The following is a 25,370-nucleotide window of genomic DNA, read 5'->3' on the forward strand; positions in this document are numbered from 1 at the left end:
AGCAAGTACTATGAAGCTAATCCGTTCGGCATTGCGGCATCCTGTTACCATCGTGGTGGCAGTTCTGGCTATTGTGTTTTTCGCGTACCTCTCCATCCGGCAAACCAAGGTGGATATTTTCCCCCGTCTCGGCCTACCGGTGGTTTACGTGGCGCAGCCCTATGGGGGCTTGTCACCGGAACAAATGGAAGGTTTCGTCACCTCTTACTACGAATATCACTTCCTATACATCACGGGTGTAAAATCAGTCGACTCCAGGAATATCCAGGGGGCGGCCATTATTAAAATCGAATTTAATGAGGGCACCGATATGAGCCAGGCCATGGCGGAAGTGGTGGGATACGTGAACCGCGCCCGGGCATTTATGCCGCCTGGCACCGTTCCTCCTTTCATTACCCGTTTTGACGCCGGCAGTGTGCCAGTAGGACAGCTGGTGTTCAGTTCAGACAGCCGGTCCCTGAGCGAGATATCCGACCTTGCCCTGTTCCGCGTGCGCCCTATGTTCTCGACATTGCCCGGCGTGTCTGCGCCCCCGCCGTTCGGCGGTAACCAGAAAACAGTGCTGATCACGGTGGACCCGGACAAACTGCGCAGCTATAACCTCTCACCCGACCAGGTAGTACAGGCCATCGCAAAATCCAACACCATCTCCCCTGCCGGTAACGTGCGCATCGGGGATTCGACTTACATCACCCCGCAGAACAGTGTGATCGAATCTTTGCAGGACCTTCAGAACACGCCACTGCAGCCCGGCGCAGGTGCAACGGTATACATCAGGGACATCGCCAATGTCAGTTTAGGCGCTGACGTTACTACCAGCTATGCGCTGGTCAACGGCAAACGTTCCGTATATATCCCCGTCACCAAAAGGGCGGACGCCTCCACGTGGGACGTGGTGCAGCGCGTGAAAGCAGCCCTGCCCGACATGCAGGCCGCCATACCTTCCGATATAAAAGTCACCTACGCGTTTGACCAGTCCGGCTATGTCATTAATTCATTAAAGAGCCTGTTGTTTGAAGGTGGACTGGGCGCGGTCCTTACTGGTCTGATGGTACTGCTTTTCCTCGGTGACAGGCGCAGCGCGCTGATTGTGATCATGACTATTCCGCTGGCCTTACTGTCGTCTGCCATCCTCTTATACCTGACAGGACAAACGATCAATATTATGACATTGGGCGGTTTAGCGTTGTCTGTTGGCATATTGGTGGACGAAGCCACTGTTACGATAGAGAACATCCACCGGCATATGGAAACCGGGAAAACCAAAGCCCGCGCCATTGCAGACGCCAGTATGGAAATTGCCGGCCCCAAGCTGCTGATCCTGCTGAGCATTCTGGCCGTATTTGTTCCGTCGATGTTTATGAACGGCGTGCCCAGAGCGATGTTCATGCCACTGTCGCTGGCAGTGGGCTTTGCTATGATCGCCTCCTTTATCCTGTCGCAGACATTTGTTCCGGTAGCAGCTAACTGGTTGTTCAAAACAACGCTGCAGGAAAAGGAAAAAAAGGAACGTGGATTCTTTGAAACGTTGAAGCACCGTTATGTTGCCGCCGGAGAACGCCGGAAAACGGCCTTCAGGGGCAGCTCCTTGTTGTTTCTCCTTGTTTCCTCAGCCCTGGTGGTACTGCTCTTTATCTTTACCGGCACCGAACTTTTCCCGCAAACAGACAGCGGTCAGGCCCAGGTACGGTTACGGTTGCCCGTAGGCACCCGCTTTGAGCGGACGGAAGATGCCACCAGGAAATTATTGTCGCTGACAGACAGCATCGCCGGAAAACAAAACGTGGAAATCACCTCTGCTTTTATCGGCACACAACCTTCGAGTTACCCGGTGAACTATATCCATCTGTGGACCAGCGGTCCACAGGAAGCCGTGGTGAAAATAAAACTTAAACGGGGCGTGATACCGATTGCCTCCTTCCGGGAAAAGTTGCGGGCAGCAGCTGCTACCGCCATTCCCGGCGCTAAATTGTCTTTTGAGCCGGGAGACATCGTGGAACAGGTATTGAACCTCGGCAGCAGCAACCCGATAGAGATTGCCGTTGTCAACAAAAACCTGGCGGAAGGTAAAAAGACAGCCACGCAGCTAATCAAAAAGCTGTCATCCATCTCCGCTCTCCGCGATCTTCAGATAGCCACACCGCTCGACTATCCCGTTATCCGGCTGGAGCTGGACCGTGTAAAAGCGGGTCAGCTGGGGCTTACCAGCGAACAGATCACCCGTTCTGTTGTTGCCGCCACTTCCTCGAGTCGTTTCACCACGCCCAACTATTGGCTGGACAAAGCCACCGGTACGGCTTACCAGGTGCAGGTACAGTATCCCGAGTTCAGGATGAACAGCACCAGCCAACTGGAAGCCATACCCGTTTCCGGCGGTAATGGCACCACCCATTATCTCAGTGAAGCAGCCTCGTGGAAACGTACTTCCATGCCCGGCGAATACGACCGGCTCAATCAGCAGCGTTACATCACCATCACCGCAAATATCCACCAGCAGGACCCGGGAACGGTTTTCAAACAAGTCAAACATGCCATCAGCAGCATGGGCCAGTTGCCCAACGGTGCTAAAATCATTCTGCGTGGCCAGCCTTCCCTGCTGCAGGACACCTTGTCCAGTCTTCAGTTTGGCTTATTGATCGCCATACTGGTGATCTTCCTGGTGATGGCCGTATACTTTCAATCATTCCGGGTGGCCATCACCACGTTAGCGGTCATACCAGCTGTGGTAGCAGGTTCCCTGTTGTTTTTATACCTGACAGGCAACACCCTGAACATACAATCATATATGGGCACTATTATGGCGGTGGGCGTAGCCATTGCCAACGCAGTGTTGTTTATCACCAACGCAGAACATTACCGGAAAAACAATATTGACCATCCGCAGTTGCTGGCAGCTGAGCACCGCCTCCGTCCCATCCTGATGACCAGCGCTGCCATGATCGCCGGGATGCTCCCTATGGCGCTGGGGTTGTCTGAAGGCGGCGATCAGACGGCGCCGCTGGGCATCGCCGTGATCGGCGGCCTGTTGTTTTCCTCCATCAGCGTACTGTTTTTCCTCCCTTCCCTCTATCAGTGGACGGTGGGAAGAACCCCGTACAAACACGTATCCCTTGACCCTGACGATGAAAAAAGTATTTACTATGACAAAAACATGCAATAACAATATGCGGATAATCGCCTCCATCTCTTCACTGCTCATTCTCTCAGCCTGTGGCCATCATTCACCGGCACCGGCCGCCGGTGCCGATACGCCGGCTTCGGACACCGTGCCCGTATTTATCCTGAAACAGGACACCCTGAAGAAAACAGCAGAATTTCCCGCAGAACTGGTGCCTTATGAAAATGCGGAACTCTTTGCCAAAGTACAGGGCTTTGTAAAGGAGATGAAAGTGGATATGGGCGACCGTGTTAAGAAAGGACAGGTATTAGCCGTGATTGAAGCGCCGGAGGTGAACAGCCGGCTGGCAGAATCAGAAGCCGCTGTGCAGGCAGCCAAAGCTAAATGGACATCCAGCAAAGACCAGTACGAGCGGTTATACCGTGCATCACAGGCCAATACGCCCGGCATCGTGGCGCCGGTGGACCTGGAGCGCAGCCGCAACCAGATGCAGGCCGACAGCGCCACCTTCGTAGCCGCCGGCAGACAGGCACAATCCTACAAAGCGGTATCAGGGTATTTATATATCATAGCGCCCTTTGACGGCGTTGTTACCGCCCGTAAAGCCGATCCGGGTTCGCTGGTTGGCACCAACGCCATGCTGCTCACCGTACAGAACAACAACGTGCTGCGTTTACGCGCCGCCGTACCTGAGATATATGTGGCCACTGCGGACAAGCTTCAACATATCGACTTCCGTGTAGATGCCTATCCGACTGAACGTTTTAAGGCAGTCCTCACCCGCAAGTCAGAAACCATCGACCCCAATACCCGTACCGAATTATGGGAGTTTAAAGTAGACAACAGCGATCACCGGCTGAAAGCAGGCGCTTTTTGTTATGTAAAAGTTCCGCTGGAAAGAAACGCGCCATCCTTCGTGGTGCCCTTTGCAGCAGTGGCCACCACGCAGGAAAAGAAATTCGTCATCCGTGTGAAAGAAGGAAAAGCCGAATGGGTGGACGTCCGCCCGGGCATGACGGTAGATGCAGGTGTGGAGATATTTGGCAATATCGCCGCAGGGGACACTTTGCTGAGTAAGGCCACTGACGAAAGGAAGCCAGGCAGCACCGGCCTGTGGACGATAAAAAGATAACTTCGTTGCCTATACCAGTTTGATGACAGGCGTTCAATAGTTATATTTACAGCTACCTCCGGTCAAACTGATTGTGTATGGAACACCATGAAGACTCAACAACCCAACGACTGAAAGAAGTGGCTTTTTCCACGTTCAAGCTGGGCTGTATTGGTTTTGGCGGTATCGCCGGGATGGTGGCCACCATCGAAAATGAAATGGTGGTGAAGCGAAAGTGGATAGACCATCAGCATTTTATGGATGTGCTCAGCACCTCTTACATCATACCCGGCCCTAACGCCGTAGAGGTGATCATGCATTGCGGCAAAGAGCGGGCCGGTCGGCTGGGGCTCATCGTGGCCGGTGTATGTTACATCTTTCCCGCTATGGTGATCTGCCTGTTGTTTGGATACTTCTATCAAAAATACAGTGCGCTGCCGGACGTGCAGGGCTTTATTTACGGCCTGCGCCCGGCCACCACGGCACTGGTCATCGCCACTGTGTTCCGCTTGTCTGCTACCACCCTCAAACGGAACACCACGCTGATAGTTTTGTGTGTACTGGTCTTTGCAGGCTCCTGGTTTGGGCTCAATGAAGTATTACTGATATTAGGCGCAGGGGCATTGAACTATTTCGCTCACAGGATGAAAAATAAAATGGCGTCCTGGAGCGGGTGGTTGCTGGTACCGGCAACACAGGGCAGTGCCGGCGCTTTCTCCAGCTTAAAACTGTTTTCCATCTTCCTGAAAATCGGAGCGGTATTATACGGCAGCGGGTACGTACTGTTTGCTTACATGGATGAATCGCTGGTCAGGAAAAACCACTGGCTTACCCGGCAACAGCTGATGGACGCCATTGCCGTTGGACAGATAACGCCCGGCCCTATCCTCTCCAGTGCCACCTTTGCCGGTTATCTGATCCATGGCCTTTCCGGTGGAGTGCTGGCTACCATTGGCATATTCCTGCCTTCCTTTTTTATCTCTTTCTTTCTGCATAGGTTGCTGTCGTCCGCCCGCAAAAGCGACCGGCTCCGGGTATTCCTGGACGGGCTTAGCGCTGCTTCAGTGTCTGTTATAGCAGTAGTGGGTCTGCACCTGCTGCTCGCCTCTGCCGCGGAGTGGCGCAGCGCCGTGATACTGGCCGTCTGCCTGGGAATCACGCTGGTATGGAAAAAACTGAGCACGGTGTATGTGATATTGATCGGCAGCCTGGGTGGATTTTTATTGTTACATTTATAAAAGCAGCCGGCATGGGCATCCCAGCAATCCCTTATCGTAAATAGCCTGTCGAAGCTTATTTGCCCCGTTTTAATCGTATTAACAACAAAATATCCATTATAGGTCTATTTCAGGTCTACGTCTGTTTAGTCAAATTCAAAATCTGGATTTTCAAAAACATCTACTAAAAGCACTAAAATGAACAAATTTACACCCCTGTTTTTCCTTCTCTGTAGTTCACTGTCTCTGTTAGCACAAAAGAGAAAAGACATCATCATCGGTTTTGAAAATGTACAAGGTGGCATTGTGGGCAAGTCCCTTTCCACCTTCAGCAATGGGCAGGCATTGTTTGGCACAAAAATCCCCAACGTCGTTGTTGCAGATGAACCATCCTCTTCAGAGGATGTAAAAGTATTTAAAGAAAACTTCGCACTGGGATTGTCGACAATACTCAATGCCTCAAATGTAAATGAGATCACAGTTGATGCAACCAACGTCAGGATCACCAGCGTGATGAACTCCGTTGATTCACTTCCGTTAGGCACCAAAATGGTAATGAACGGGTTTAAGGCTGATTCCGTAACTGTTACGATGACCAAAAAAAGCACCTACAAGTTGTCAATGCGGGAGCTCCTGGACAAGATCAAAAAGTATGTTCCTGTTACAGAGACCAGCGCAGTGAATGCCGTTACGCTTCTTGACAGCGCCAACTATGAAAGGAACAAGACTATTAACATTGTTGTCAGAAATCCTTCGGTTTACTATGCAATGATCGTTGGAAACATTAAAGTGGTATATGCCGGCAATGCGTTCCTGGACATCCCCAATCAGTTAAAAAGCACTACCATAGCGATGAATGTACCATCCAACAGAATAACTCCCAAGTCATCAAATGAATTTTTCGAATCCGGTCTTGCAAAAAGCATTTTAGTATATCCTAAACTTAACGAACAAGGCCAACCGGAGTTATACGTTCAGGCCACAAAAAATGATGGTGGTGTTGACGAAGTGAAGGTACCTAAATCAGGTAATACCTGGCATGCAACCGGGATTATGTTTAAATCCTCTATTTATGGTAAAATGACCAAAAAATATTTTGTTGATATTACGGCGCATTTAGCCCCTGACGGGAAAGCAGTGGTAATAGACGCAGGGGAAATCCGATATCCCGAATGGATATTTAACGCGGTACGCAAGAAAGACCTATAACCCAAAACACTTCACCCGGATTTATTTGCATAAACAGACTGAAAACCAACGTCCGTTGTCACTTTCCTTACCAGGAGGAAGACAGCGGACGTATTTATTCTGAGTCTAAACAATTTACCGGCATATTTTTCAACGAGAATTGATAAGAAAGATATATATCTTCGGACATATTTTTCCACCTGCACCTATGAACAAGATAACCTTCCACACAGCCGCTTTTTTAAAAGCCATTATCTTCTTTTTGATACTGACCGTTCTCTGGACGGTCATCTGCCATTTCATAAGCGATCCTTTCGGCTCCGGCCCGATCTTTCTGACCGGCCTCGGATTCCTGGTGCTTTTTCCGGTGTCCGTTTATGCAGGCATCGGCAGAAAAAAACTACAGGCATTGATAACGAGCCTGATTGCAACGATTGTTATATTCGTGGTGGCGTCTTTTATTATCTTCCCACTGACAGCCCTCATCTCAAACGCAACCATCCTGTATGCCGTGCTGAATTCATGTTTTGTGGCTGTTACGATGACACTTGTATTTGACAAATGTTACGGTGTGCGGTTCCGGTATTTCACTATCGGTTTGACCTTTGTGGCACTACTGCTGGCTTATTTCCTGTTCAATCAATACAAGGATGCCACGGATTTGCCGTTTGGCATTCATCCCCGGCTCATGATGTTTAATGTTTTCCAGGGGCTGATGCTCATTCCTTTGTTGTTGGGTATCGTCACAGGAAGCGCCAAACAGGAGTAGCCAATAATCACCTAAATAGCGGCTCCAACTGTGTTCATACAAAAACGCAAAACTGATACCGTGATCATCTGTACAGGGTCACTAATTTTGTGATCTGAATTTAAATGAATATCAGTATGTCAAAAGGAAGTAATAGTGGAGGCTGGCTCAATGGTTTTATCGGCGTGGTATTGTTCAGCGGGTCGTTGCCTGCTACCAGGGTGGCCGTCCTGGAGTTGAATCCTGTTTTCCTGACGGCGGCCCGCGCCTCCAATGCGGGCATACTGGCCGCTGTTGCATTGCTGGTTTTCAGGCAAAAAAGGCCGGCCCGGGAACAGCTTTTTCCATTGGTGATGGTTGCGCTTGGCGTGGTGGTGGGATTTCCGTTGTTAACGGCCATGGCACTACAATACATTACCTCGGCGCATTCTATCGTTTTTTTAGGGCTGCTGCCTCTTTCGACAGCCATCTTCGGCATCATTCGTGGCGGAGAAAGGCCCCGGCCTGTATTCTGGGTATTCTCTGTTGCCGGCAGCCTGCTGGTAACAGGTTACGCGGTAGCCCAGGGACTAACGGCCTCGCCTATAGGTGATTTGCTCATGATAGCAGCGATCATCGTCTGTGGACTGGGTTATGCGGAAGGAGCCAAACTGACCAAGGTGCTGGGCGGCTGGCAGGTGATTTCCTGGGCGCTTGTACTGGCTTTGCCGGTCATGCTGCCGCTGGCGTTTATCTATATGCCGCCGTCTTTCGAAGGTATTCATGCTGATACCTGGATAAGCCTCGCCTATGTGTCCTTCATCAGTATGTTCGTCGGCTTTATTTTCTGGTACCGTGGACTGGCGCAAGGCGGTACTGCTACAGTAGGACAGCTGCAATTGTTACAGCCGTTTTTCGGACTGGCGCTGGCCGCGTCCTTCCTGCATGAAAAAGTGAGCATCGGCATGTTGGGTGTTACAGTGGGCGTGATCCTTTGCGTGGCGGGAACAAGGAAGTTTGCAAAGTAAAGATAACGCTATAACGAAAAGGCTTGTAAGTGTTACTTACAAGCCTTTTCGTTTGTCTATTGGAGATGTCCTCACGGATCAATCCTTGTTTCCAGGCTGTCCTGCAGCGACGGGCGCAGGTTGGACAGCAAATTATAACCCGTTGCGCTTTCGATGTCGCGAACAGTTGTTTTATACTGGGTCCAGTCGGTATTGATATCATTACTGTTGGGCGTATTGATGGCAATTACGCGGGTGTTACCATTGATCCTGTTTAGGTCATTGCTGCCATCAGGTATTACTACCACTACTTTCCATATATTGGAAGGAACGGTCACATGGCCGTTGTCGATGGTGGTGGTGACACCGCCCAGTGAGCCGGTACCGCCCTGGCCGTAGGAACCGCAGATAACGAATACTTCGTTTCCGGCCTTCACGAGGTCGCGGGTATAGTTTTCCAGGTTGGCCCAGGTTTTCTGGTTATTGTTAGGCGCCTGTGGCATCATGTTGGTCATCAGGAAGGTGGCGGAGTTGGCATCTGCAGTAGCTGTTCTGTCGGCTGACGGGCAGTTGTGGCCGCGGTCAAACCCGGAACCGGAATAGCTGCTGTTCTGCACCTGGTACCAGCCTGCGGGCAGATCGGTGTCGGCGCGGAAGTCGTTGGTCCTGGAGATGCTGCCGAGATCAGATGACTGGATATGCCAGCTCACCCAGTTAGGGGTAGCACGGCCACGGCTATATGATAAAGTATAGTAAGGTTTCACCATCAGGTAGTTGTTCTCCGAAGCCACGTCGGCCAGCGCATTGCTGGGGTTGCCCAGCAACAGGTTGTTGTCATCGCCGGGATTGGTGCCACCGCCGCCACCGCCGGTGCTGCCGGCTGTGATGTTCACATCGTCGATGTTGATCCTGTTGGTGCTGCCGGATGTTTTACGGATAGAGATGCGCAGGTTGCCAGTTGACTGGAAGCTGAAAGTAGCTGTTTGCAGGCTGTTGGAAGTGGTGATGGTATTGCCTTGCTGCGTCCAGGTGGCGCCGTTATCGGCGGATGTCCAGAGTTGCCAGCTGCTGTTGGCATCGGTGCCGTAGGTGCCGTGTTTAACGGTTACGGTAACGGTGCCGGCTGCACTGCTGCTGCTGAAATTGGTGGTGATGCTACCGGTGTTCCTGATACGAACGGATTTAGTTCCGTTTTTCAGGTCGGCAGCCAGATTGCCGATCAAAGCGTCGTCCAGGGTCCAGGAGCCGCTGCTCAGGGTTACATTGCCGATGGCATAAGCTGTTTTACTGCCCGATTCAAAGTCTTCATTAAGGACCACTACCGATTCTGTAATGGTGGAACGTGATTGTTCCATTTCCCGGGGCTGGATGTCCGCCTCTTTTTTACAGGCAGAAAACAATAAACCGCCCAGGCAAATGATCATACAATGCCTGATGAATTGTCTCATAATTCAGGTTTTTTTTAAGGGTTTCTGTAATATGTGGAGATTAGGCTTACGACTCTATCGCTGTGGTCACCAGCGCTACGCAGGTGTCATCCGGCTGATGGCAAACGATGTACACCGGAATACTGGTGCCGTCTTCCACCCGGACTACCTGTATGCCGGTAAAATGTTCTTTCAGGAATTGATGCAGGGCTTTGAATCTTTGTGCGTTTTCTACGATGGGGGCGTCGTTCGGGTCTGGTGCTCTCTCTACTTCGTTGAAAAAATCTGCTGAACTGATGGTTTTTACTACGTTGGGCGCAACCTGATGCCGGGTGGCGACCTTACCGGTTATTTCAGCTGCCGGAACATGCCCCCATGACTCGATGGTCAATGGGTTCTCCGATTCACTGTAATATAAAATGCCGGTGGTCTTGGTGGTTAGGTTCTCTAATAAAGTATTTTGGCTCATAAGATGAAATTAGCGATTCCGGGTAAACTTTTTCAACTGGATAAGAATGGTAACAATACTTTAATGTGCGGCTGCGACAAACACTGCGGTGTGGCAACAGGATTTAACAAGTATAAAAATAAGGAAAAGGCCGGAAAAATCCGGTCTTTTCCTTACATGCCGCGAAGAGATAATTATCCGTTCAACAGGCATATCATCACCCCTGTTTTTGAATTAAAGACGGAATGCTTCCCATCCCGATATGGTGGCCCTGTTACAGGTCATCGGCTGCGTTCCGTTTTCACTGGAAACATACAGCCCATTATTGCCGCGTAGCGAGAAAGTGCCATCAGCGTTTGCTATCCAGTCAAACTTCTCCCAGTCGCTGGCACTGGTACGGTTACACGTAATAGGTTGTGTCCCGTTTTCAGAGGACACATACTTTCCCATGCTTTTCAGGGCTATCTTTCCGCCGCCGGCATCTTCCACGGTGAACTGTTCCCATGCCTGTGCGTCAGGACGGTTGCAGGTCATGGCCTGTGTACCGTTTTCACCGCTGACATAAGCGTTGTTAAACCCTTTCATGGAAATGGTGGAGCCAATAGGCGCACTGCCGCTGTTATTGGTCATAGCGTATACCCGCACATAGTCAACGTACATGCTGGCGGGCAACTTGCTTTCGTCGATGGTCTGTCCGGGGAAATCGCCGCCCACCGCCAGATTAAGGATGATAAAGAAAGGATTGTGGAACGCACCGGTATTGTTGATGTTATTGAGGATATTGCCCTCGTGGTACTTGACACCGTCCACGTACCAGCGGATGGCGCCTGCATCCCACTCTACCGCATATACGTGATAGTCCGTAAAGGAGGTGGTGGTAGTGCCGCCATAAGAGGCATGACCACCGGAGAACCAGTGCATGGTTCCGTAGATGGTGTTGCTGGTATTGACCTGTTCCATAATATCAATTTCACCGCATTGGGGCCAGCCTACGGAACCAATGTTATTGCCCAGCATCCAGAAGGCAGGCCACAGTCCCTGCCCGGAAGCCAGCTTGATACGTGCTTCTATGCGCCCGTATTTGGTGGTAAAGCGGCCGGCGGTATTGAGCCTGGCAGACGTATAAGGCCATCCGTTGACAGACTGCTTCCGCGCTGTGATCACCAGGTTGCCGTTGCTGACCGTTGCGTTGGCGGCCTGGTAATATTGTTTTTCGTTGTTGCTGGTATTGGGTCCTGTTTCAAACTGCCATTTATTGCCGTCTACACTGCTGCCGTTGAATTCATCGGACCACACCAGCTGGTAAGCCTCTGTAACAGCTGTTTTGCTGTTCGATGGCGGCTGGGCGCCATTGTCTTTCATGTCTTTTTTACAGGAGGTTAAAGCGGCCAGCAAGAGCGCGCTAACGTGGAATAATAAACGTTTTGTTTTCATGGAATTTACAATTATGATGAACAATACAGGGTGATGCTGTGGGTTACATATTTGCTCAAAATCTTCCGGGACCGGGTTGCTTGCTATAACAATTTAACTATTTCAAATGCGCTGCTAATGCATTCCCCTATTTTGTGCGCTCTCATAATTTTTTTACTTTTAACGATCAATCAGAGGATATGTCAGGTTCTATTCCGGTTCAGCTTGCAACAGGCACTTACGTTGGCACGAAGGTGAAAGAGCGTTTTTTTGGCGCTGTCATCACCAGCGAAACCTCCTTTGTGCCCAATATGGCGTCCGATTGGCACTTTCATTCCAACCCCCACTTCTCCCATATCCTGGAAGGTGGAAGCAAGGAAGTAAGAAAAGGCGGAAGTGACAGGCAATATGCCGGCACCGGTCTCTATTACTATCCCGGCGTGGCGCACCAGAATATTGACTATCTCCCCGGCACCCGTATTTTTAATATAGAGCTGACTGGTAATTTCTTTGAGACCTTCGGGCTGTCTCATCCTCCACCGTCGCTGATGTTCGGCGACAAGTGCCAGCTCAACACCAGCGGCCTTGTCAGGATCATGAAGGAACATTACCTCAACGATGCAGCGTCTGCCATGGCGATGGACCAGCTGTGCGTAGACCTTATCGCGCCCTGCCAGGAAGATTTCCGCTGTTATCCGGAATGGACTGAGAAAATCAGGGATATCATGTACGACCACTGGGACACCCCGCTGTCATTGCCATTTCTGGCAGCACAGCTGGACCTTCACCCGGTGACCATCTCCCGCTATTTCTCCCGTTATTTCGGATGCTCCGCAGGTGAATATCTCCGGAAAATAAAAGTGGAGCGCGCTATCTCCCTCATCAAAAAAGAACAGGTAACCCTCACTGATATAGCCTATGAATGCGGGTTTACCGATCAGGCCCACTTCACAAAGACCTTCCGGCGCATCACCGGCATGCTGCCCAACCAGTACAGAAAAATCTGACGACAACATCAAAAGGTTAATCCCGTACAATTTTAGCTGCCACCAGCTGGGTAGCTTTGCGGCATGACAGCGATCAGTAAAATCAGGCCACTGCAGCCGGACGACAACCAGCAGCTGGGCACTATTATACGACAGGTGCTGGAGGAATTCCATGCCAACAAACCCGGCACCGCCTATTTCGACAATAACCTTTATGAACTATACAGCGCTTTCGCCATCCCCAATGCCGCTTACTGGATTGTAGAAGTAGACGGCAGCGTGGCTGGCGGCGCCGGTATCTTCCCCGTACCCGGACTACCGCCCGCACATTGCGAGCTGGTGAAACTGTACCTGTTGCCCGAAGCCAGGGGCCTCGGCCTGGGCAAACAGCTGATCGCGCAATGCCTGCAATCCGCCAGGTCTTTCGGATATACCCACGTATACCTGGAAACACTGCCCGAACTGGAACAGGCCATCCCCCTCTATGAAAAAATGGGATTTACCTATCTGCCTGCGCCTCTGGGCAACGCCGTTCATTTTGGCTGCAGCATATGGATGATAAAAGCACTCGCATTATGAAGAAGAAACTAACGACCAGCCTGCTGGTAATCGCCGCCCTGTTATGTACGACCACTATCCGGGCACAACAAAACAACCAACAGCTGCAGCAGTTATTTGATGACTACTACGCAGAACGGATGCAACTGTTTCCTTCCGAAGCCACCGCCGCCGGTTTTCACCAGTACGATGACCGGCTGGCCATCGAAGGCGCTGCGCCTTACCTCGCCGCCACAGAAACATTTTACCGGAAATACCTTCGGGAACTGAAAAAATATGACAACGCCGCATTGAACACCGGTGACCGGATCTCCTGCGACATTCTCTCATACACGTTGCAATCCGCCCTGGAAGGCATGTCCCTCCATTTGGAATACCTGCCGATGAACCAGTTTGTCTCCACGCCGCTGGAACTGGCCTCTTTTGGCTCCGGCGACGGCGACCAGCCGTTTAACACCGTGAAAGACTATGAGAACTGGGCCAAACGCATGACCGCCTTTATGGACTGGGCAGACACCTGCATCGCCAATTTCAACAAAGGCATACAGGCAGGCGTAGTGTTGCCCAAAGCGCTGGTGACACTGATGATTCCCCAGATGGAAGCCCTGGCGGAAAAAGACACCGCTAAAAATATCTTCTACAAACCGTTGTCAAAATTCCCGGCGTCCTTTACTTCCGCCGACAAACAACGGATAACAACGTTATACCACCATGTCATCGCAGAAAAAATGCGCCCTGCCTATGCCAAACTGGCTAGCTACCTGAAAGAAAAATACCTGCCCGTAGCGCAGGACAAGGCAGGGTTATTCGCCATCAAAGGCGGCGACCGCATCTATAACTATTACGTACACACGTTTACCACCACGCCGGACCTCACACCGGAGAAAGTATACCGGACAGGGCTATCTGAAGTGGCCAGGATACGGGCAGAGATGGAAAAAATAAAGACGCAGACGGGCTTTACCGGCAGCTTGTCCGGGTTCTTTGACTATCTGAAAACCAATCCCCGCCTGATGCCTTTCAAAACGCCGGAAGAAGTGCTGGAAGCCTACCGGGCCATCTACCAGAAAGTACTGCCACACATACCGCAGTTATTTGGCCACCAGCCACAAACGCCCATGGACGTACGCAGAGTGGAAGCATACCGCGAAGCCGCCAGCGGGGGCCCATTCTATATCAAGGGAAATATCGCTGAAAAACGGGCGGCCATCCTGTATGTGCCGGTGCCAGACGCCCGTAAGGTGAACGTGACCTTTTATGGCATGGAAGCAACCTTTATCCATGAAGGCATACCAGGACATCACTTTCAGATAGCCCTGCAACAGGAAAATAAAGCTATACCGGCCTTCCGGCGACAGCCAACTTTCAGCGCCTACTTTGAAGGCTGGGCGTTGTACGTGGAATCATTGGGAGAGCAACTGGGCTGCTACACTGACGCCTATCAGAAAATGGGGGCGCTCAACAACGAGGTCCATCGCGCTATCCGGCTGGTGCTGGACGTGGCCATCCATACCGGTAAAATGACCCGCGAAGAAGCCATCGACTATATGATGGCCAATGAATCCGTCAGCAAGGCCATCGCCACCGCAGAAGTAGAACGTTATATGGCCATGCCCGGACAGGCATTGTCTTATAAAACGGGCGAAATAAGGTTAAAAGCATTACGGGATAAACTGGCAGCGCGACTGGGCGCAAGATTCAATCTGCGCGACTTCCACGACGCCCTGTTGGCCTATGGCGATATGCCACTGCAGGTGCTGGAAAAATATATGGACAACTGGGCGGCGCATTACCAAAGATAGTTTTAGCAATAATCAAGCAAAGTTGATAACAAGGTGGGAAGCTATCTTCCCGCCTTTCCTGTTTTTATGCTGTGTCCCTTGCATCACCCGCTTTCGCCAGTTCATCATCTTTTGATAAATACAGAATATTGGTAGAAACCAGTATCAGTTGCCTTAGTATCCAGAACAGCAACAATACAATCGATATAATAAAGAACGCAGATAACATGGGTGATTATTTAACAGATAAAATATAGTCGGTCAATATCGTCAGTTCCTGTTCAGAGAGTTGTGGAAAGCCCGGCATCTGCGGATATCCTTCCCGCTTCTTTCCCGGTTGGCGTATCCATTTTTTCAGCCCCGGCTGGTCGCCCTGGTAAATGCTGACCATTTCCGTTACCGGCGGACCTACCAGCCGTCCTTCTTTTTTATGGCAGGAAGCGCAATTAGCCTGGAAAACGGCCGCACCGGGAGGTATGGGCCCACCTGCTGTTGCAGCTGCGGATGCGCCCTCCTCCTCCGGATGTGCCCTCGCCTCCGCAGACAACCGCTCAAACGCTTTCGTCTTTTCGGCCATCAGTTTTTTATGGGGCGCCAGCGCGTTAGACCGGTACACATGCCTACCACTGGCCATCAGCAATACGGTCAGCGTCATAGCTGTCACCACCTTTCCAAAATTGGCGCTTATCTCTTCCGGTTTGCCGGTGATCCCTTTCCACATCCAGTACATGGCAGGCAAAGCGGCCGTGGCCCCGCACAAAATAACAATGATCAGGTTCCATTGCACTCCCTTGGCCGGCAATGTCATTAACACCAGTGGCCCCAGCACAAACTGGAACACGGAAACACCCAACGTCAGGCTGTACATGCGTTTCAGGATATCATACCGGGTAATGGCACTGAAACGTGTTTCAAAAGCATAGCGTTTTCTCCCCAGGTACCAGAACAGGAACAAGCCCGTGATGGCCAGCGAGGCGCCCAAAAAATGTAAGTACCGCGGAAATACGTTCGGCAGCGTCAGCGCGCTCATAAACCCCTTGACGGTGCCCCATTTCTCCGGGAACAACATGAGGTTGATATTCGTCAGGAAAATCAGCGGAATAAAAAGGAAGATCACCACCGCCAAAGCAAGAATAGAAATATGCAGCCCTTTACTGTTCTCCAGCTTGTGCCAGGCGTATTTATGCAGGTACGTGAGCAGAAAAGCGGCAGTTACCAACGGTATGATCGCGATCCACATCAGGCCGGTCAAAGCATTGGCGGAATAAAAATAAACGGTGTAAAGCACGTTGATGCTCAGCAGCGGGGCCACGCCCAGCACTACCGCCAAACTTTTATTGACGGTAATGGTTTTGGCGATTTCATAGGCCAGCGTATCATACTCTTTCTCTTTCAATCCCTTCACCTGGGCCCATAAAGTGAGTAAAGAACCTCCCAGCATCAGGTTCACAAAAAGGATATGGGCCAGAAATGAAACAACCAGCAATATCACCAGCAGCCATTCCGGCAATGGAAGCGGCAATGGAATATCCCTTGGAACAGGGGTTGCGGACTGCAATAACGTTAACATGCGATTCATGGAATAATTGTAAGACATCAGTGATTATTATTTCGATTGTGCCGAATCAGCTGTTTGCTCAATGCGGTCGGTAGTGTTTTCAGGGTTAATGCTGACTCCCGCTGCCTGGGCGCCTTCCAGGGCTTCGCCTGTCAGCTGAAGATGTTTAATATAGGCTACCAGCGCGCCGAGTTCTTCTTTATTCCCCGGAAAGGGAGGCATATAGGTCCGGCCGTTATGCATATTGGGAATATATGCCGCCATAGAGTTTTCATCCAGCGGTTTACCGGCGCCATAAAGCCTTTCAAAAACATACACGATGGAATTGATGCCGTTGGTGGTATGGCAGCGGCTGCAGGACAGCATAAATACGTCCCTCCCGGCACTCAGCCTGTTTTCCGGCGTCACCCTGCCTGCTGCGGCGTAGGTGGCGTATTTCAGCAGCCCGTCGCGTTTAAACAGGGGATAATCCTCTTCCCTTAACAGATTGGAATACATGTACCCCCCGATGACATAAGGCTTACGAATAAACTCCCGTACCCGCTCAAAAATCCCCAGAAAACCAAAAGCTGCCACGCAGGGCACCAGTACCATCCACATGCGGACAGAACGCGGACGGAACAACGTCCATATGCCCAGTATCACCACCAGCGACACCGCTCCCGGAATGATGTACCGCAGCAGGTCATAATATTGCGCGAACTCCATAGTGCCTACGGCCGTACTCATATTCTCGCGCATGGCAGCAGGCATTGCTTTGTAATAGATAATGGCGGCCACCAGTGAAACCGGCGCCCAGCACAATACCCACCGTGCGCCATACTTCAACGCCGTGCTTCGCCAGGTGGCATTCCGGTTTGCAAAAATGGTGGTGAGCAACATACCGAACACACCGCCCAGCACCATGGCCGTGGGCGTACGGAAAAACAGCTGCGGCAGGTAAATAGGATTGGTGAAACCGCTGATCAGCGAATGGTCGGTATTCCAGTTGCCCGGGTCCATCATAAACCCAAGTATGGAAACGATGATACACATCGTGATCCAGGAGAAAATGGACAGGAACCAACCGAAACGGATATGCCTGATTTTGGCTTTCAACGATTGATTGCTCTGTTTCCAGGTAAGAAAATATATCATGATCAATACCACCTCCGTCACAAACGTCAGCCACTCCACAAACCAGGCAAAATAAAACACCCGGATAAGACTGCCGATGGACGAAGGACTGATCAAACCGGCGGAGAACCAGATGCCTACGCCTGTCATAGCCCCTAAAGTGGTGGTGATAATAAAGGCGACTTTCATTTTACGGTACACCAGGTGGTCCCATTCCGCATCGGTAATGGCAGACGGGCCCGCCATCTTCACCCCTTTCTGCTCCAGCCAGGTGATATACGGAATAAACCCGACAGCCAATCCATGATTGATAAATACGTGCACAATAGCGATCATCGCTATCAGAAACCGGTCATTGAGCCAGTCCAGATGAAACATTGGAAAATCCATGCAGCAATACTTTTAATACACTGCAAAGCTAGACTGGTGGCGGATAAAAGCAAAGAAACAGAAAAGCCGGAAGTTTCAGGAAACAAGCCGGCTTTTGCTGATTTAATAAATAAAAGATTAGAAAAAAGATAGTGCCGATACGGATTTTAATGACAACAATATCAATTTCCGGCACTATCGGGAACGGCTATATGCGGACCAGCAGCAGTACCAGGCAACAAAACAGCAGCACCAGCGCTATCCTGTTGGTCCATATCACCGCATCGATCACATTCCTGTTCTCAGGGTCAATATATCTCGATAAAAAATGTGTAAGTTTCATAGCACAAAAAGCATTTAAAAAATATTTTTCAGCAAAGCAGCGAGATGGTCAAACTGCAATATGACGATCAGCAAAATCAACAATAATAACACCGCCTTCAGCATCCTTCTGCTGAGGTTGAATTTCCGTTCGTTACTTTTCAGCACCTCATTGGTATCTTTCAGCATACATGAAGTTTTTTAGTTAATGGTTCTTTCGAAAATTTTCCGGCGTGGTGCCCACGCTTCTTTTAAAAAAAGTAATAAAGTAAGACACACTTTCAAATTCCAGCTGCTTGGCGATATCTGCAATAGGCAGTACCGTATAATGCAAGAGCCGCTGGGCTTCAATCGTGATCCGTTTTCTTATCAGTTCACCAGTGGACACGCCATGGTATTTTCCGCATAGCTTGTTCAGGTAGTTGGTCGTGATATTTAACCTGGAAGCGTAAAAAGCAGGTGTTTTGTGTGCTACAAAATGTTCGTCCAGCAATGATCTGAACTGTTTGATCTTTTCTTCGTAAGTGTTTTTCTTCATCAGCGGCACTACGTGTGAAAACTCACGGTCCAGCTTACACAACATAATATTCAGAAAAGACCTGAGCACACTGTCTGCCCCTTTCTGCTGCCCGGTATATTCGCCTTTCATAAAGGCGGACAGCTGTTCCCACTCCCGGGCTTTTTCTTCCGTCAGTCTCACGTAACTGCCATATTCCCTTTCCAGGAAGGTGAAATTGGACAGGGCGTTATTGTTATACCTGATGGAGAAAAAGTCTTCTGTAAAACACAGCATCGTCCCTTTTGCCTTACGGTTTATTTCCAGGCTGAATATGCTTCCGGGGTTGATACAGATAATCTTTGGGTGGTCGAGCCGCAGGCTGTTGCCATCAATAACAGCAGTGCCCTGGGCGCTTTCTATGATCATCAATACATAAAAACGTCGTTTGTTGGGAAATTCCAGCAGGGGAAATTTTTCCAGCAGATGTTCGAGATCGCCCACCCAGCAATATTCACTACCTCCCTGAAACATGCTCACGGACAAAACAGCTATTTCTTCTGTTTTCATAAGCACATAAAAAGATGGATAATGTTAATCGGGCGTTTAGTCGTGACGTTAACAGACGGGGGGTTTAAAGACCTCGTGCAGGTGGACGGTGGGGAAATAGGGAGATATATACCTACAGGATGGCCGCTGGTGGTCAGCTGACATCCCGATGACCGGCGTGGCCACCGGTTCAAAAAACAGCAGTACTTCCTTGTGTTTAAATTCAGGCGCCTGTTCCGGCTGATGTTCATTTTCCGTTAGTTTCTGTTGCAGGTAACAAATGCCGCGGCAAACCGGTATCTGTTCAAACCTGTTGATGCACAGGTCCCGGGCAATGCGGTTCCTGTTCAGGTAAAATGCCGCGATGATCCAGCAGTTGCCTGTACTTTGGACCAGTATGATCCCCAGCAGCCATATGGTCAGTATCTTCTTCAACCTTCTTTTAACAGGGTTTCAATGTCACGGACCAAGTGTTGCATCGCTTCCTTGTCAGTGCCGTTGTACATGCCCCGGATATGCCGTTGTTTATCGATCAGGAAGAAACCTCCGCTATGGATGTAGTTGCCCGGCGCGGTACTGTCTTTGGCCGCGGCGGCATAATAGCCTTTTTCCGCCAGCCGGAAAACAGTGTCCTGGTTGCCGGTCACGAACCGCCATTTGTTGTCTGTGATATGCAGGCTTTTCGCATAGGCTTTCAGCCGGGGGATGGTATCGTTCTTCGGATCAATGCTATGCGAGAGGAAATTTACCCGGTCTTCGTTTTTAAAATGATGATACACCTGCAGCATGTTGTCGTTCATGGTGGGGCAGATAGTAGGGCATGACAGGAAGATAAAGTCCGCCACATATATTTTCCCGTTGAATGTCTGCTGTGTTACGGTCAGGCTGTCCTGGTCTGTCAGCGAAAAAGCCGGTATGACCGGATAGGCGGAGTCGTAAACGGTATGGCCGTTCACGAAATGTTCGGTCACGATGGGCGTGCCCAGGTAAGGCAGTCTTTTTTCTGTCTGCCGGCAGGCGCTGATCAGCAGCATGCACAACAGCAACGACATAACAACTCTCATACGCTCAACATATTTTTACGCTTTGCCCGGTGATATATCACCGGTGCTGCAAAGTTATATGCTAAGCCATAAAAGTATTGCAAATAGAGCGGACAATAATTTAGAATAAGGTGACTGTTAAACAATTACAGATAAAGTATAATATAACAACCCGGTTAACACCCCGCATATTAAGATGTTGTTAGCATTTTAATTAAAAAAGGATGCTTACCTTTATCGATATGTTACGGACAATCTTATTAGCGGCTGTTTTAATGTCGGGCATGGCTGCCAAAGCGCAGACAGCTCCGGCTTTCGGGTATCCTCAACGCGCAACCGACACCAGCAACATCCATAAGAAATGGTTCACCACAAAATATGCCAGCATCTCTACCGGCTTTATCGCCTTTAACGGCGGCAGCAGTTCTTTTATGTCGGTGCCGCTGGGCTTACAGCTCAACCGTCAGCTGACCAATAACCTGTTTGCCTTTGGCGGCGTATCGGTGACGCCTGCTGTTTTCCGGTATAACAATGTTCCGTATCAACCAGCCATCAACAAGAACAGTGGCTTCATGCAGACGAATCACTTTGGTGCATATTCAGATGCGAAAATAGGCGTCATGTATATCAACAATGACAGGACGTTTTCTATCTCAGGCAGCATTGGCGTAGGCAGAGGCAGCTATCCCGGCTATTCACCCTTTTATTCGCCGATGTATGCCCCCATGCGATAAGCTGTAGAGCGTCATCCATAAAACAAGCCGGCCATGTATAACTACCAGTTTGCAAAACCGCATCATCCGCTGTTAGCGCCTTATGTTGAGTACTTCGCTCAACTGGATGGTACCGGCGTATTGTTTAAATCCATCTATTCCCGGTTAAGCACTTCTTTCCTGATGGATTTTGATCAGGCCACCTTTTACGACGGGCAGCCTTTGAAAACGGGATTGCTGGGCGTAAAAGACAAGATGGTCCGCTTCAGTCCTGTTGCCAGTCACTCCGCTTCCGCAGATAAATTTTTCGTCAGCTTCACCCCATACGGCTTAAGTGTGTTTACCCGGCAGTCCATGCAGGAGCTGAGCAGCGGCCCCGTGGCAGGGGAAGATATTTTCGGAAGCAGCCTACACCACTTATATGAACAGTTACAGCCTTTGCCTTTTGCCGCGCGGGTGAATATGTTTGAAACGTTTTTACTGCAGCGGTTCACCGCCCCACATGCATCGCATCAGCTTATTTTTGATCTGGCCGACAGTATCAGAAATGAGGTGGACGGGTCTCCGTTCCGACAGCTGAAAGCTCTTCCGCTGAGCGAACGGCAGATAGAACGGAATTTCAAGCGGTACATCGGCATCAGCATCAGCCGTTTTCTGCGCGTGTCCCGTTTTGAAAGGGCCAAAACACTTATTGCCGCCCATCCCTCCCGGCGGCTGACAGACATCGCGCTTCTCGCGGGTTATTTTGACCAGTCCCATTTTATTTCCGACTTTAAACGGCTTACCGGCGTCAGTCCCAAAAACTTCCGGCTGTGCTGTTCCCCGCAGCAGAAGATGTCGGTATGATACAATTCCAAACCCTGCGCCCGCGATAGTTTTGCCAATAAACTAGATTGTTTGTATGCAAAACAGGAAACGTATTTTGGTAGTCGGCGCCACAGGCCAGCAGGGCGGCGCCGTAGCCCGTGTACTACTGGCCGAAGGATGGCTGGTACGTGGCTTTACCCGCGATACCGCCAGCGCCGCCGCACAGGAACTGACGGCGCTGGGCGTGGAAATGAAAAAAGGCGATCTGGCCGACCGGGTATCTGTGGACCAGGCCATGGAAGATGTTTACGGCGTATTTAACGTACATCCGGGGCCGTTAGCCATGGACCAGGACGAAGTACAGGCCGGAAAAAATATCGCCGATGCAGCAAAAGCGCACCAGGTGGCGCACCTGGTCTATAGCTCCGCCATCGGGACAGACCAGGCGGCGCTAACCGGCATGCAAACGGAAAAGGCCATCGTGGAAAAGTATATCCGGGAGCTCGGCTTGTCTTATACCATACTGCGGCCCGCCTCCTTCATGGAAAATTTCCTGGACCCACGATTCGGGCTGCAAGGCACGACCTTTACCACCGCAGCGCTGCCTACCACACAAATGCAGCTGATTGCGCTGGAAGATATCGGCCAATTGGCGGCCATGGCCTTCAGGCAACCCGAAACCTTCAATCACAACATCCTTGAATTGTCCGGTGACACCTTAACGCCCGTACAAATAGCAGCCGCCATGAGCTCGGCCACCGGCCTGAACATCACATACCAACTGCTTCCCATGGAAACGCTGCGGCAACTCAATCCACGGTTTGCCCGGGGCTATGAGTTCCTCAACTCCGGCAAGGCCACCAGAGCGGACGAGGAAAGCCTGCGGCGCATACATCCCGCCCTGCTCACGTTTGAAGCATGGCTGAAAAAGACCGGCGCGAGAAAAATCAGCCAGTAAACAGCATTAAACTATAAAGCACAGCGCCCGGTATAGTACCGGGCGCTGTGCTTTATTTATATTCCTTTCAGGCAGGCTTATTTTGAATTGAAACTATCAATGAGCCAGTCGTTATTGACTTTGACCAGTTTGTAGACCAGCTTGTAACCAGGAATGCTTTTAAAACGCAGCGTAATAGTGGCTGTATTGCCGGTCACCACCGGTGCTGTTTTTTGCAAGGCGGCCAGTATTTCCTTATACTCCGGCGGGTCCTGGCTGGCGGTATATTCGTCACAATCCCTTCCAGTGGCATATCCATCCTTTGCAATGTCCTTTTCCATTTGCTGGTAGTATTTTTCCTTTTCCGACAGATAAGCGGATGAAAACAGCCCGGTATTTTTAAGATTGTTTAAATACACCCTGATATACGGTTTATTCAACTTCAGGATATCCATGCCGTCCACCTCCTTGAAACATTCGTCTTCCTTATTGATCAGGCTTTTGGGGTTGTCCAGCAAGGTAAACAGTTTTTTTACGGTTAAAGAAGGGCCGCTTTGCTGCGCGGACAAAGGATGGAAAGCAAACAAGGCGACCAGCATGGTGGTGCAAAGAACGAATAATTTCATGTTTCTACTGATGGTTTTAGCATTCGGATGCCAAAGATAGGCCATAGAACCTACTTCGTTACAAACCTCTTCTCTTTATCTACAAATGTCGTATTAGTTCATACGGTTATTTACAGCCAGGGCCTGGCTATAACTGAAAAAACAAAAACCGCGCTCTGTGGAGGCGCGGTTTTTGTTTTTTATTTCAACAGCTATTACCTGATCTTCAAAACTGCTGCATAAGGAAAAGCAGACTTGTTTTCCGGCAATACGACCTCCAAAGCATCTGCCTGTTGCTGAAAACTCAACTCACCGCCGCCCAGCAAATCAATGCGGTTGATTTTTTCAGGCCTTAATGAGCTTCCGGCCGCGAGGCTTTTTATTTTCATCTTACCATCGTCAGGCCAGCCCAGCAAAATGGCGTACAGCACATCGCCTTTGGCGGTGAAGCGAATGTCCCCGGCGGCATACGGTTTACCTTTGCCTTCGTTGAAACCCTGGGCCGCAATAGGTGCTACATTTTCCAGTGCAGGGCCTTCTCCCAGTACCTTCCACGGCCTGGTATCAAATATACATTCCGCATTGACGGCCATCCAGGCAGCTATTTCTTCCAGGATGGCTTTCTCCTGGTCATCGATGGTGCCGTTGCCTTTCACCGGGATATTGAGCAGGAGGTTCCCGTTTTTGCTTACTATGTCTGCCAGCGTCTGGATAACGGTTTTGCCGGACTTATACCATTTGCCTTCATAAAACCGCTTGTCATAATGCCATCCGCCGATACACGTATCTGTTTGCCAGGTGAAAGGTTCAATGACATTGCTCTGTCCTCGCTCGATGTCCCATACCATGCATTTACGCTGCATTTCGTTCAATACTTTCCCGTTGAGTACCGCATGCAGTTTACCTTTATTACGTTTGATGCTTTTGTTGTAATGATAGGCGGCTATTTGCAGTCCTACGTCGCTGACCGGGTACAGCGGCAGTATGGTATCATCAAAATAAACCAGCTCCGGTTCGTAGCGGTCTATCAGGTCGATGGTCCTTTTCAGGAACTGGTCGCAGTATGCCTTTGAAGGCGCTGCGGCTCCATTGCTCCAGTCCCACTGGCGGAAGATGGCGTTATTATCTTCGCTGTCTTTGCCCAGCGGATGGTCCTGTGCATAGAGTAACTGCGGGTCCAGTCCTTCCCACCAGGCGCCTTTGCCGTCCGCCTTCGTTAGTTTGCCATCATATGGCACTCCGGCAAGCGGACCGTTTTTATCTGCCCTCCGCGACACTTCGAGCCATGTCCAGGCATGGGCCGCATGTATGCTCACACCGAAAGGCAGGCCGTTATTGCGCGCGGCTTTCGCCCAGCCGCCGATAAGATCTTTTTTAGGTCCTACGTTCACCGCGTTCCATGCATGGTGACGGGAGTTCCAGAGATCGAGGTTATCGTGGTGGTTGGCCATGGCAAAAAAGTATTTTGCCCCTGCCCTTTTGTATAATGACACCAAATGTTCCGGGTCCCACTGTTCGGCTTTCCACTGATGGATCACATCCTTAAAACCAAATTTGGAAGGATGCCCATACTTTTGGAGGTGGTATTTGTACTGGTCGCTTCCTTCCATATACATGTTACGTGCGTACCAGTCGCCATACTCCGGCTCGCATTGCGGGCCCCAGTGGGCCCATATGCCGAACTTGGCATTGCGGTACCATTCCGGCACAGTGTACTGCTGCAGCGAATCCCAGCTGGCGGTAAAAGGCCCGGGGGCTGCATACGGGGCCGGCTGTCCGATCATTGATGCGCCTGCCTGTTTAGATAACAAATAAGCCGGGACAGTCATTCCCAGGTATTTGATAAGATCTCTCCTATTCATGATGACAAAGTTT

Annotated in this window: 25 protein-coding genes; 12 read left to right on the forward strand and 13 right to left on the reverse strand. The window is 50.4% G+C overall.

Going from position 1 to position 25,370, the window contains the following annotated elements; translation table 11 throughout:
• The first annotated feature begins 10 nt into the window (after positions 1–10).
• The 6 genes from ACTJJS_RS24480 (at position 11) to ACTJJS_RS24505 (ending at position 8,389) form a co-directional block, all read left to right on the forward strand.
• A complete protein-coding gene (locus ACTJJS_RS24480) occupies positions 11–3,160 on the forward strand; it encodes an efflux RND transporter permease subunit (protein WP_440665738.1) in 3,150 nt (1,049 codons plus the stop codon).
• Positions 3,141–4,250, forward strand: coding sequence for an efflux RND transporter periplasmic adaptor subunit (locus ACTJJS_RS24485; protein WP_440665740.1), 1,110 nt, complete (start codon positions 3,141–3,143; stop codon positions 4,248–4,250). Before ACTJJS_RS24480 ends, ACTJJS_RS24485 begins: the two co-directional genes overlap by 20 nt.
• Before the next feature lie 77 nt (positions 4,251–4,327).
• A complete protein-coding gene (chrA, locus tag ACTJJS_RS24490; RefSeq protein ID WP_440665742.1) occupies positions 4,328–5,467 on the forward strand; it encodes a chromate efflux transporter in 1,140 nt (379 codons plus the stop codon).
• A gap of 177 nt (positions 5,468–5,644) precedes the next feature.
• Positions 5,645–6,655: a hypothetical protein gene (locus ACTJJS_RS24495; protein WP_440665744.1), complete on the forward strand. Its 1,011-nt coding sequence runs from the start codon at positions 5,645–5,647 to the stop codon at positions 6,653–6,655.
• A 187-nt stretch (positions 6,656–6,842) separates the two neighbouring features.
• Positions 6,843–7,403 carry a hypothetical protein gene (locus tag ACTJJS_RS24500; protein WP_440665745.1) on the forward strand — a complete coding sequence of 187 codons (561 nt, stop codon included), beginning with the start codon at positions 6,843–6,845 and terminating at the stop codon, positions 7,401–7,403.
• A gap of 116 nt (positions 7,404–7,519) precedes the next feature.
• Positions 7,520–8,389, forward strand: coding sequence for a DMT family transporter (locus tag ACTJJS_RS24505; protein ID WP_440665747.1), 870 nt, complete (start codon positions 7,520–7,522; stop codon positions 8,387–8,389).
• 71 nt (positions 8,390–8,460) lie between these two features.
• Here ACTJJS_RS24505 and ACTJJS_RS24510 read toward each other — a convergent pair whose 3' ends face one another.
• The 3 genes from ACTJJS_RS24510 to ACTJJS_RS24520 form a co-directional block, all read right to left on the reverse strand.
• Positions 8,461–9,816: a DNA/RNA non-specific endonuclease gene (locus tag ACTJJS_RS24510; RefSeq protein ID WP_440665749.1), complete on the reverse strand. Its 1,356-nt coding sequence runs from the start codon at positions 9,814–9,816 to the stop codon at positions 8,461–8,463.
• Positions 9,817–9,862: 46 nt separating this feature from the next.
• Entirely contained in the window at positions 9,863–10,264 is a 402-nt protein-coding gene (locus ACTJJS_RS24515; RefSeq protein WP_440665750.1) for a nuclease A inhibitor family protein, read from the reverse strand.
• Positions 10,265–10,477: 213 nt separating this feature from the next.
• Entirely contained in the window at positions 10,478–11,701 is a 1,224-nt protein-coding gene (locus ACTJJS_RS24520) for a family 16 glycosylhydrolase (protein WP_440665752.1), read from the reverse strand.
• A 155-nt stretch (positions 11,702–11,856) separates the two neighbouring features.
• Between ACTJJS_RS24520 and ACTJJS_RS24525 the strand changes: the two genes are divergently transcribed.
• The 3 genes from ACTJJS_RS24525 (at position 11,857) to ACTJJS_RS24535 (ending at position 15,002) form a co-directional block, all read left to right on the forward strand.
• A complete protein-coding gene (locus ACTJJS_RS24525) occupies positions 11,857–12,663 on the forward strand; it encodes a helix-turn-helix domain-containing protein (protein WP_440665754.1) in 807 nt (268 codons plus the stop codon).
• Positions 12,664–12,726: 63 nt separating this feature from the next.
• The gene (locus tag ACTJJS_RS24530; protein ID WP_440665756.1) at positions 12,727–13,221 is read left to right on the forward strand and encodes a GNAT family N-acetyltransferase; all 495 of its coding nucleotides are present in this window, start codon (positions 12,727–12,729) and stop codon (positions 13,219–13,221) included.
• Positions 13,218–15,002, forward strand: a complete 1,785-nt coding sequence (locus ACTJJS_RS24535) for a DUF885 domain-containing protein (RefSeq protein WP_440665758.1) — start codon at positions 13,218–13,220, stop codon at positions 15,000–15,002. Before ACTJJS_RS24530 ends, ACTJJS_RS24535 begins: the two co-directional genes overlap by 4 nt.
• Positions 15,003–15,066: 64 nt before the next feature.
• On the opposite strand, the gene ACTJJS_RS24540 is transcribed toward ACTJJS_RS24535, so the two are convergent.
• From ACTJJS_RS24540 to ACTJJS_RS24575, 8 genes are all read right to left on the reverse strand, one after another.
• Positions 15,067–15,210 (reverse strand): hypothetical protein, encoded by a 144-nt coding sequence (locus ACTJJS_RS24540; protein WP_168874806.1) that lies wholly within the window; start codon positions 15,208–15,210, stop codon positions 15,067–15,069.
• A 6-nt stretch (positions 15,211–15,216) separates the two neighbouring features.
• Entirely contained in the window at positions 15,217–16,560 is a 1,344-nt protein-coding gene (locus ACTJJS_RS24545) for a c-type cytochrome (RefSeq protein WP_440665760.1), read from the reverse strand.
• A gap of 27 nt (positions 16,561–16,587) precedes the next feature.
• Positions 16,588–18,045 (reverse strand): c-type cytochrome, encoded by a 1,458-nt coding sequence (locus tag ACTJJS_RS24550; RefSeq protein WP_440665762.1) that lies wholly within the window; start codon positions 18,043–18,045, stop codon positions 16,588–16,590.
• 187 nt (positions 18,046–18,232) lie between these two features.
• A complete protein-coding gene (locus tag ACTJJS_RS24555) occupies positions 18,233–18,367 on the reverse strand; it encodes a hypothetical protein (RefSeq protein WP_262888829.1) in 135 nt (44 codons plus the stop codon).
• A gap of 14 nt (positions 18,368–18,381) precedes the next feature.
• On the reverse strand, positions 18,382–18,534 hold the full coding sequence (locus ACTJJS_RS24560) for a hypothetical protein (RefSeq protein WP_440665764.1): 153 nt from the start codon (positions 18,532–18,534) through the stop codon (positions 18,382–18,384).
• Positions 18,535–18,550: 16 nt separating this feature from the next.
• Positions 18,551–19,411, reverse strand: coding sequence for a helix-turn-helix domain-containing protein (locus tag ACTJJS_RS24565; RefSeq protein ID WP_440665766.1), 861 nt, complete (start codon positions 19,409–19,411; stop codon positions 18,551–18,553).
• 48 nt (positions 19,412–19,459) lie between these two features.
• The gene (locus ACTJJS_RS24570) at positions 19,460–19,825 is read right to left on the reverse strand and encodes a hypothetical protein (RefSeq protein WP_440665768.1); all 366 of its coding nucleotides are present in this window, start codon (positions 19,823–19,825) and stop codon (positions 19,460–19,462) included.
• Entirely contained in the window at positions 19,822–20,454 is a 633-nt protein-coding gene (locus ACTJJS_RS24575; RefSeq protein ID WP_343746339.1) for an SCO family protein, read from the reverse strand. Before ACTJJS_RS24575 ends, ACTJJS_RS24570 begins: the two co-directional genes overlap by 4 nt.
• 221 nt (positions 20,455–20,675) lie before the next feature.
• Between ACTJJS_RS24575 and ACTJJS_RS24580 the strand changes: the two genes are divergently transcribed.
• Genes ACTJJS_RS24580 through ACTJJS_RS24590 form a run of 3 tightly spaced genes read left to right on the forward strand, consistent with a single transcriptional unit; the run spans position 20,676 to position 22,911 of the window.
• On the forward strand, positions 20,676–21,167 hold the full coding sequence (locus ACTJJS_RS24580; RefSeq protein ID WP_440665770.1) for a hypothetical protein: 492 nt from the start codon (positions 20,676–20,678) through the stop codon (positions 21,165–21,167).
• 33 nt (positions 21,168–21,200) lie between these two features.
• Entirely contained in the window at positions 21,201–21,992 is a 792-nt protein-coding gene (locus ACTJJS_RS24585) for a helix-turn-helix domain-containing protein (RefSeq protein WP_343746337.1), read from the forward strand.
• Between the two features lie 55 nt (positions 21,993–22,047).
• Complete coding sequence (locus ACTJJS_RS24590) at positions 22,048–22,911, forward strand: NmrA/HSCARG family protein (protein ID WP_440665772.1); 864 nt, start codon at positions 22,048–22,050, stop codon at positions 22,909–22,911.
• A 77-nt stretch (positions 22,912–22,988) separates the two neighbouring features.
• On the opposite strand, the gene ACTJJS_RS24595 is transcribed toward ACTJJS_RS24590, so the two are convergent.
• The gene (locus tag ACTJJS_RS24595) at positions 22,989–23,516 is read right to left on the reverse strand and encodes a hypothetical protein (RefSeq protein WP_440665774.1); all 528 of its coding nucleotides are present in this window, start codon (positions 23,514–23,516) and stop codon (positions 22,989–22,991) included.
• A 194-nt stretch (positions 23,517–23,710) separates the two neighbouring features.
• Positions 23,711–25,357, reverse strand: coding sequence for an alpha-L-fucosidase (locus ACTJJS_RS24600; protein WP_440665776.1), 1,647 nt, complete (start codon positions 25,355–25,357; stop codon positions 23,711–23,713).
• Between the last annotated feature and the right edge of the window lie 13 nt (positions 25,358–25,370).

The sequence above is a fragment of the Chitinophaga sp. 22308 genome (assembly GCF_052045305.1).
Taxonomy (GTDB): Bacteria; Bacteroidota; Bacteroidia; order Chitinophagales; family Chitinophagaceae; genus Chitinophaga; species Chitinophaga varians_A.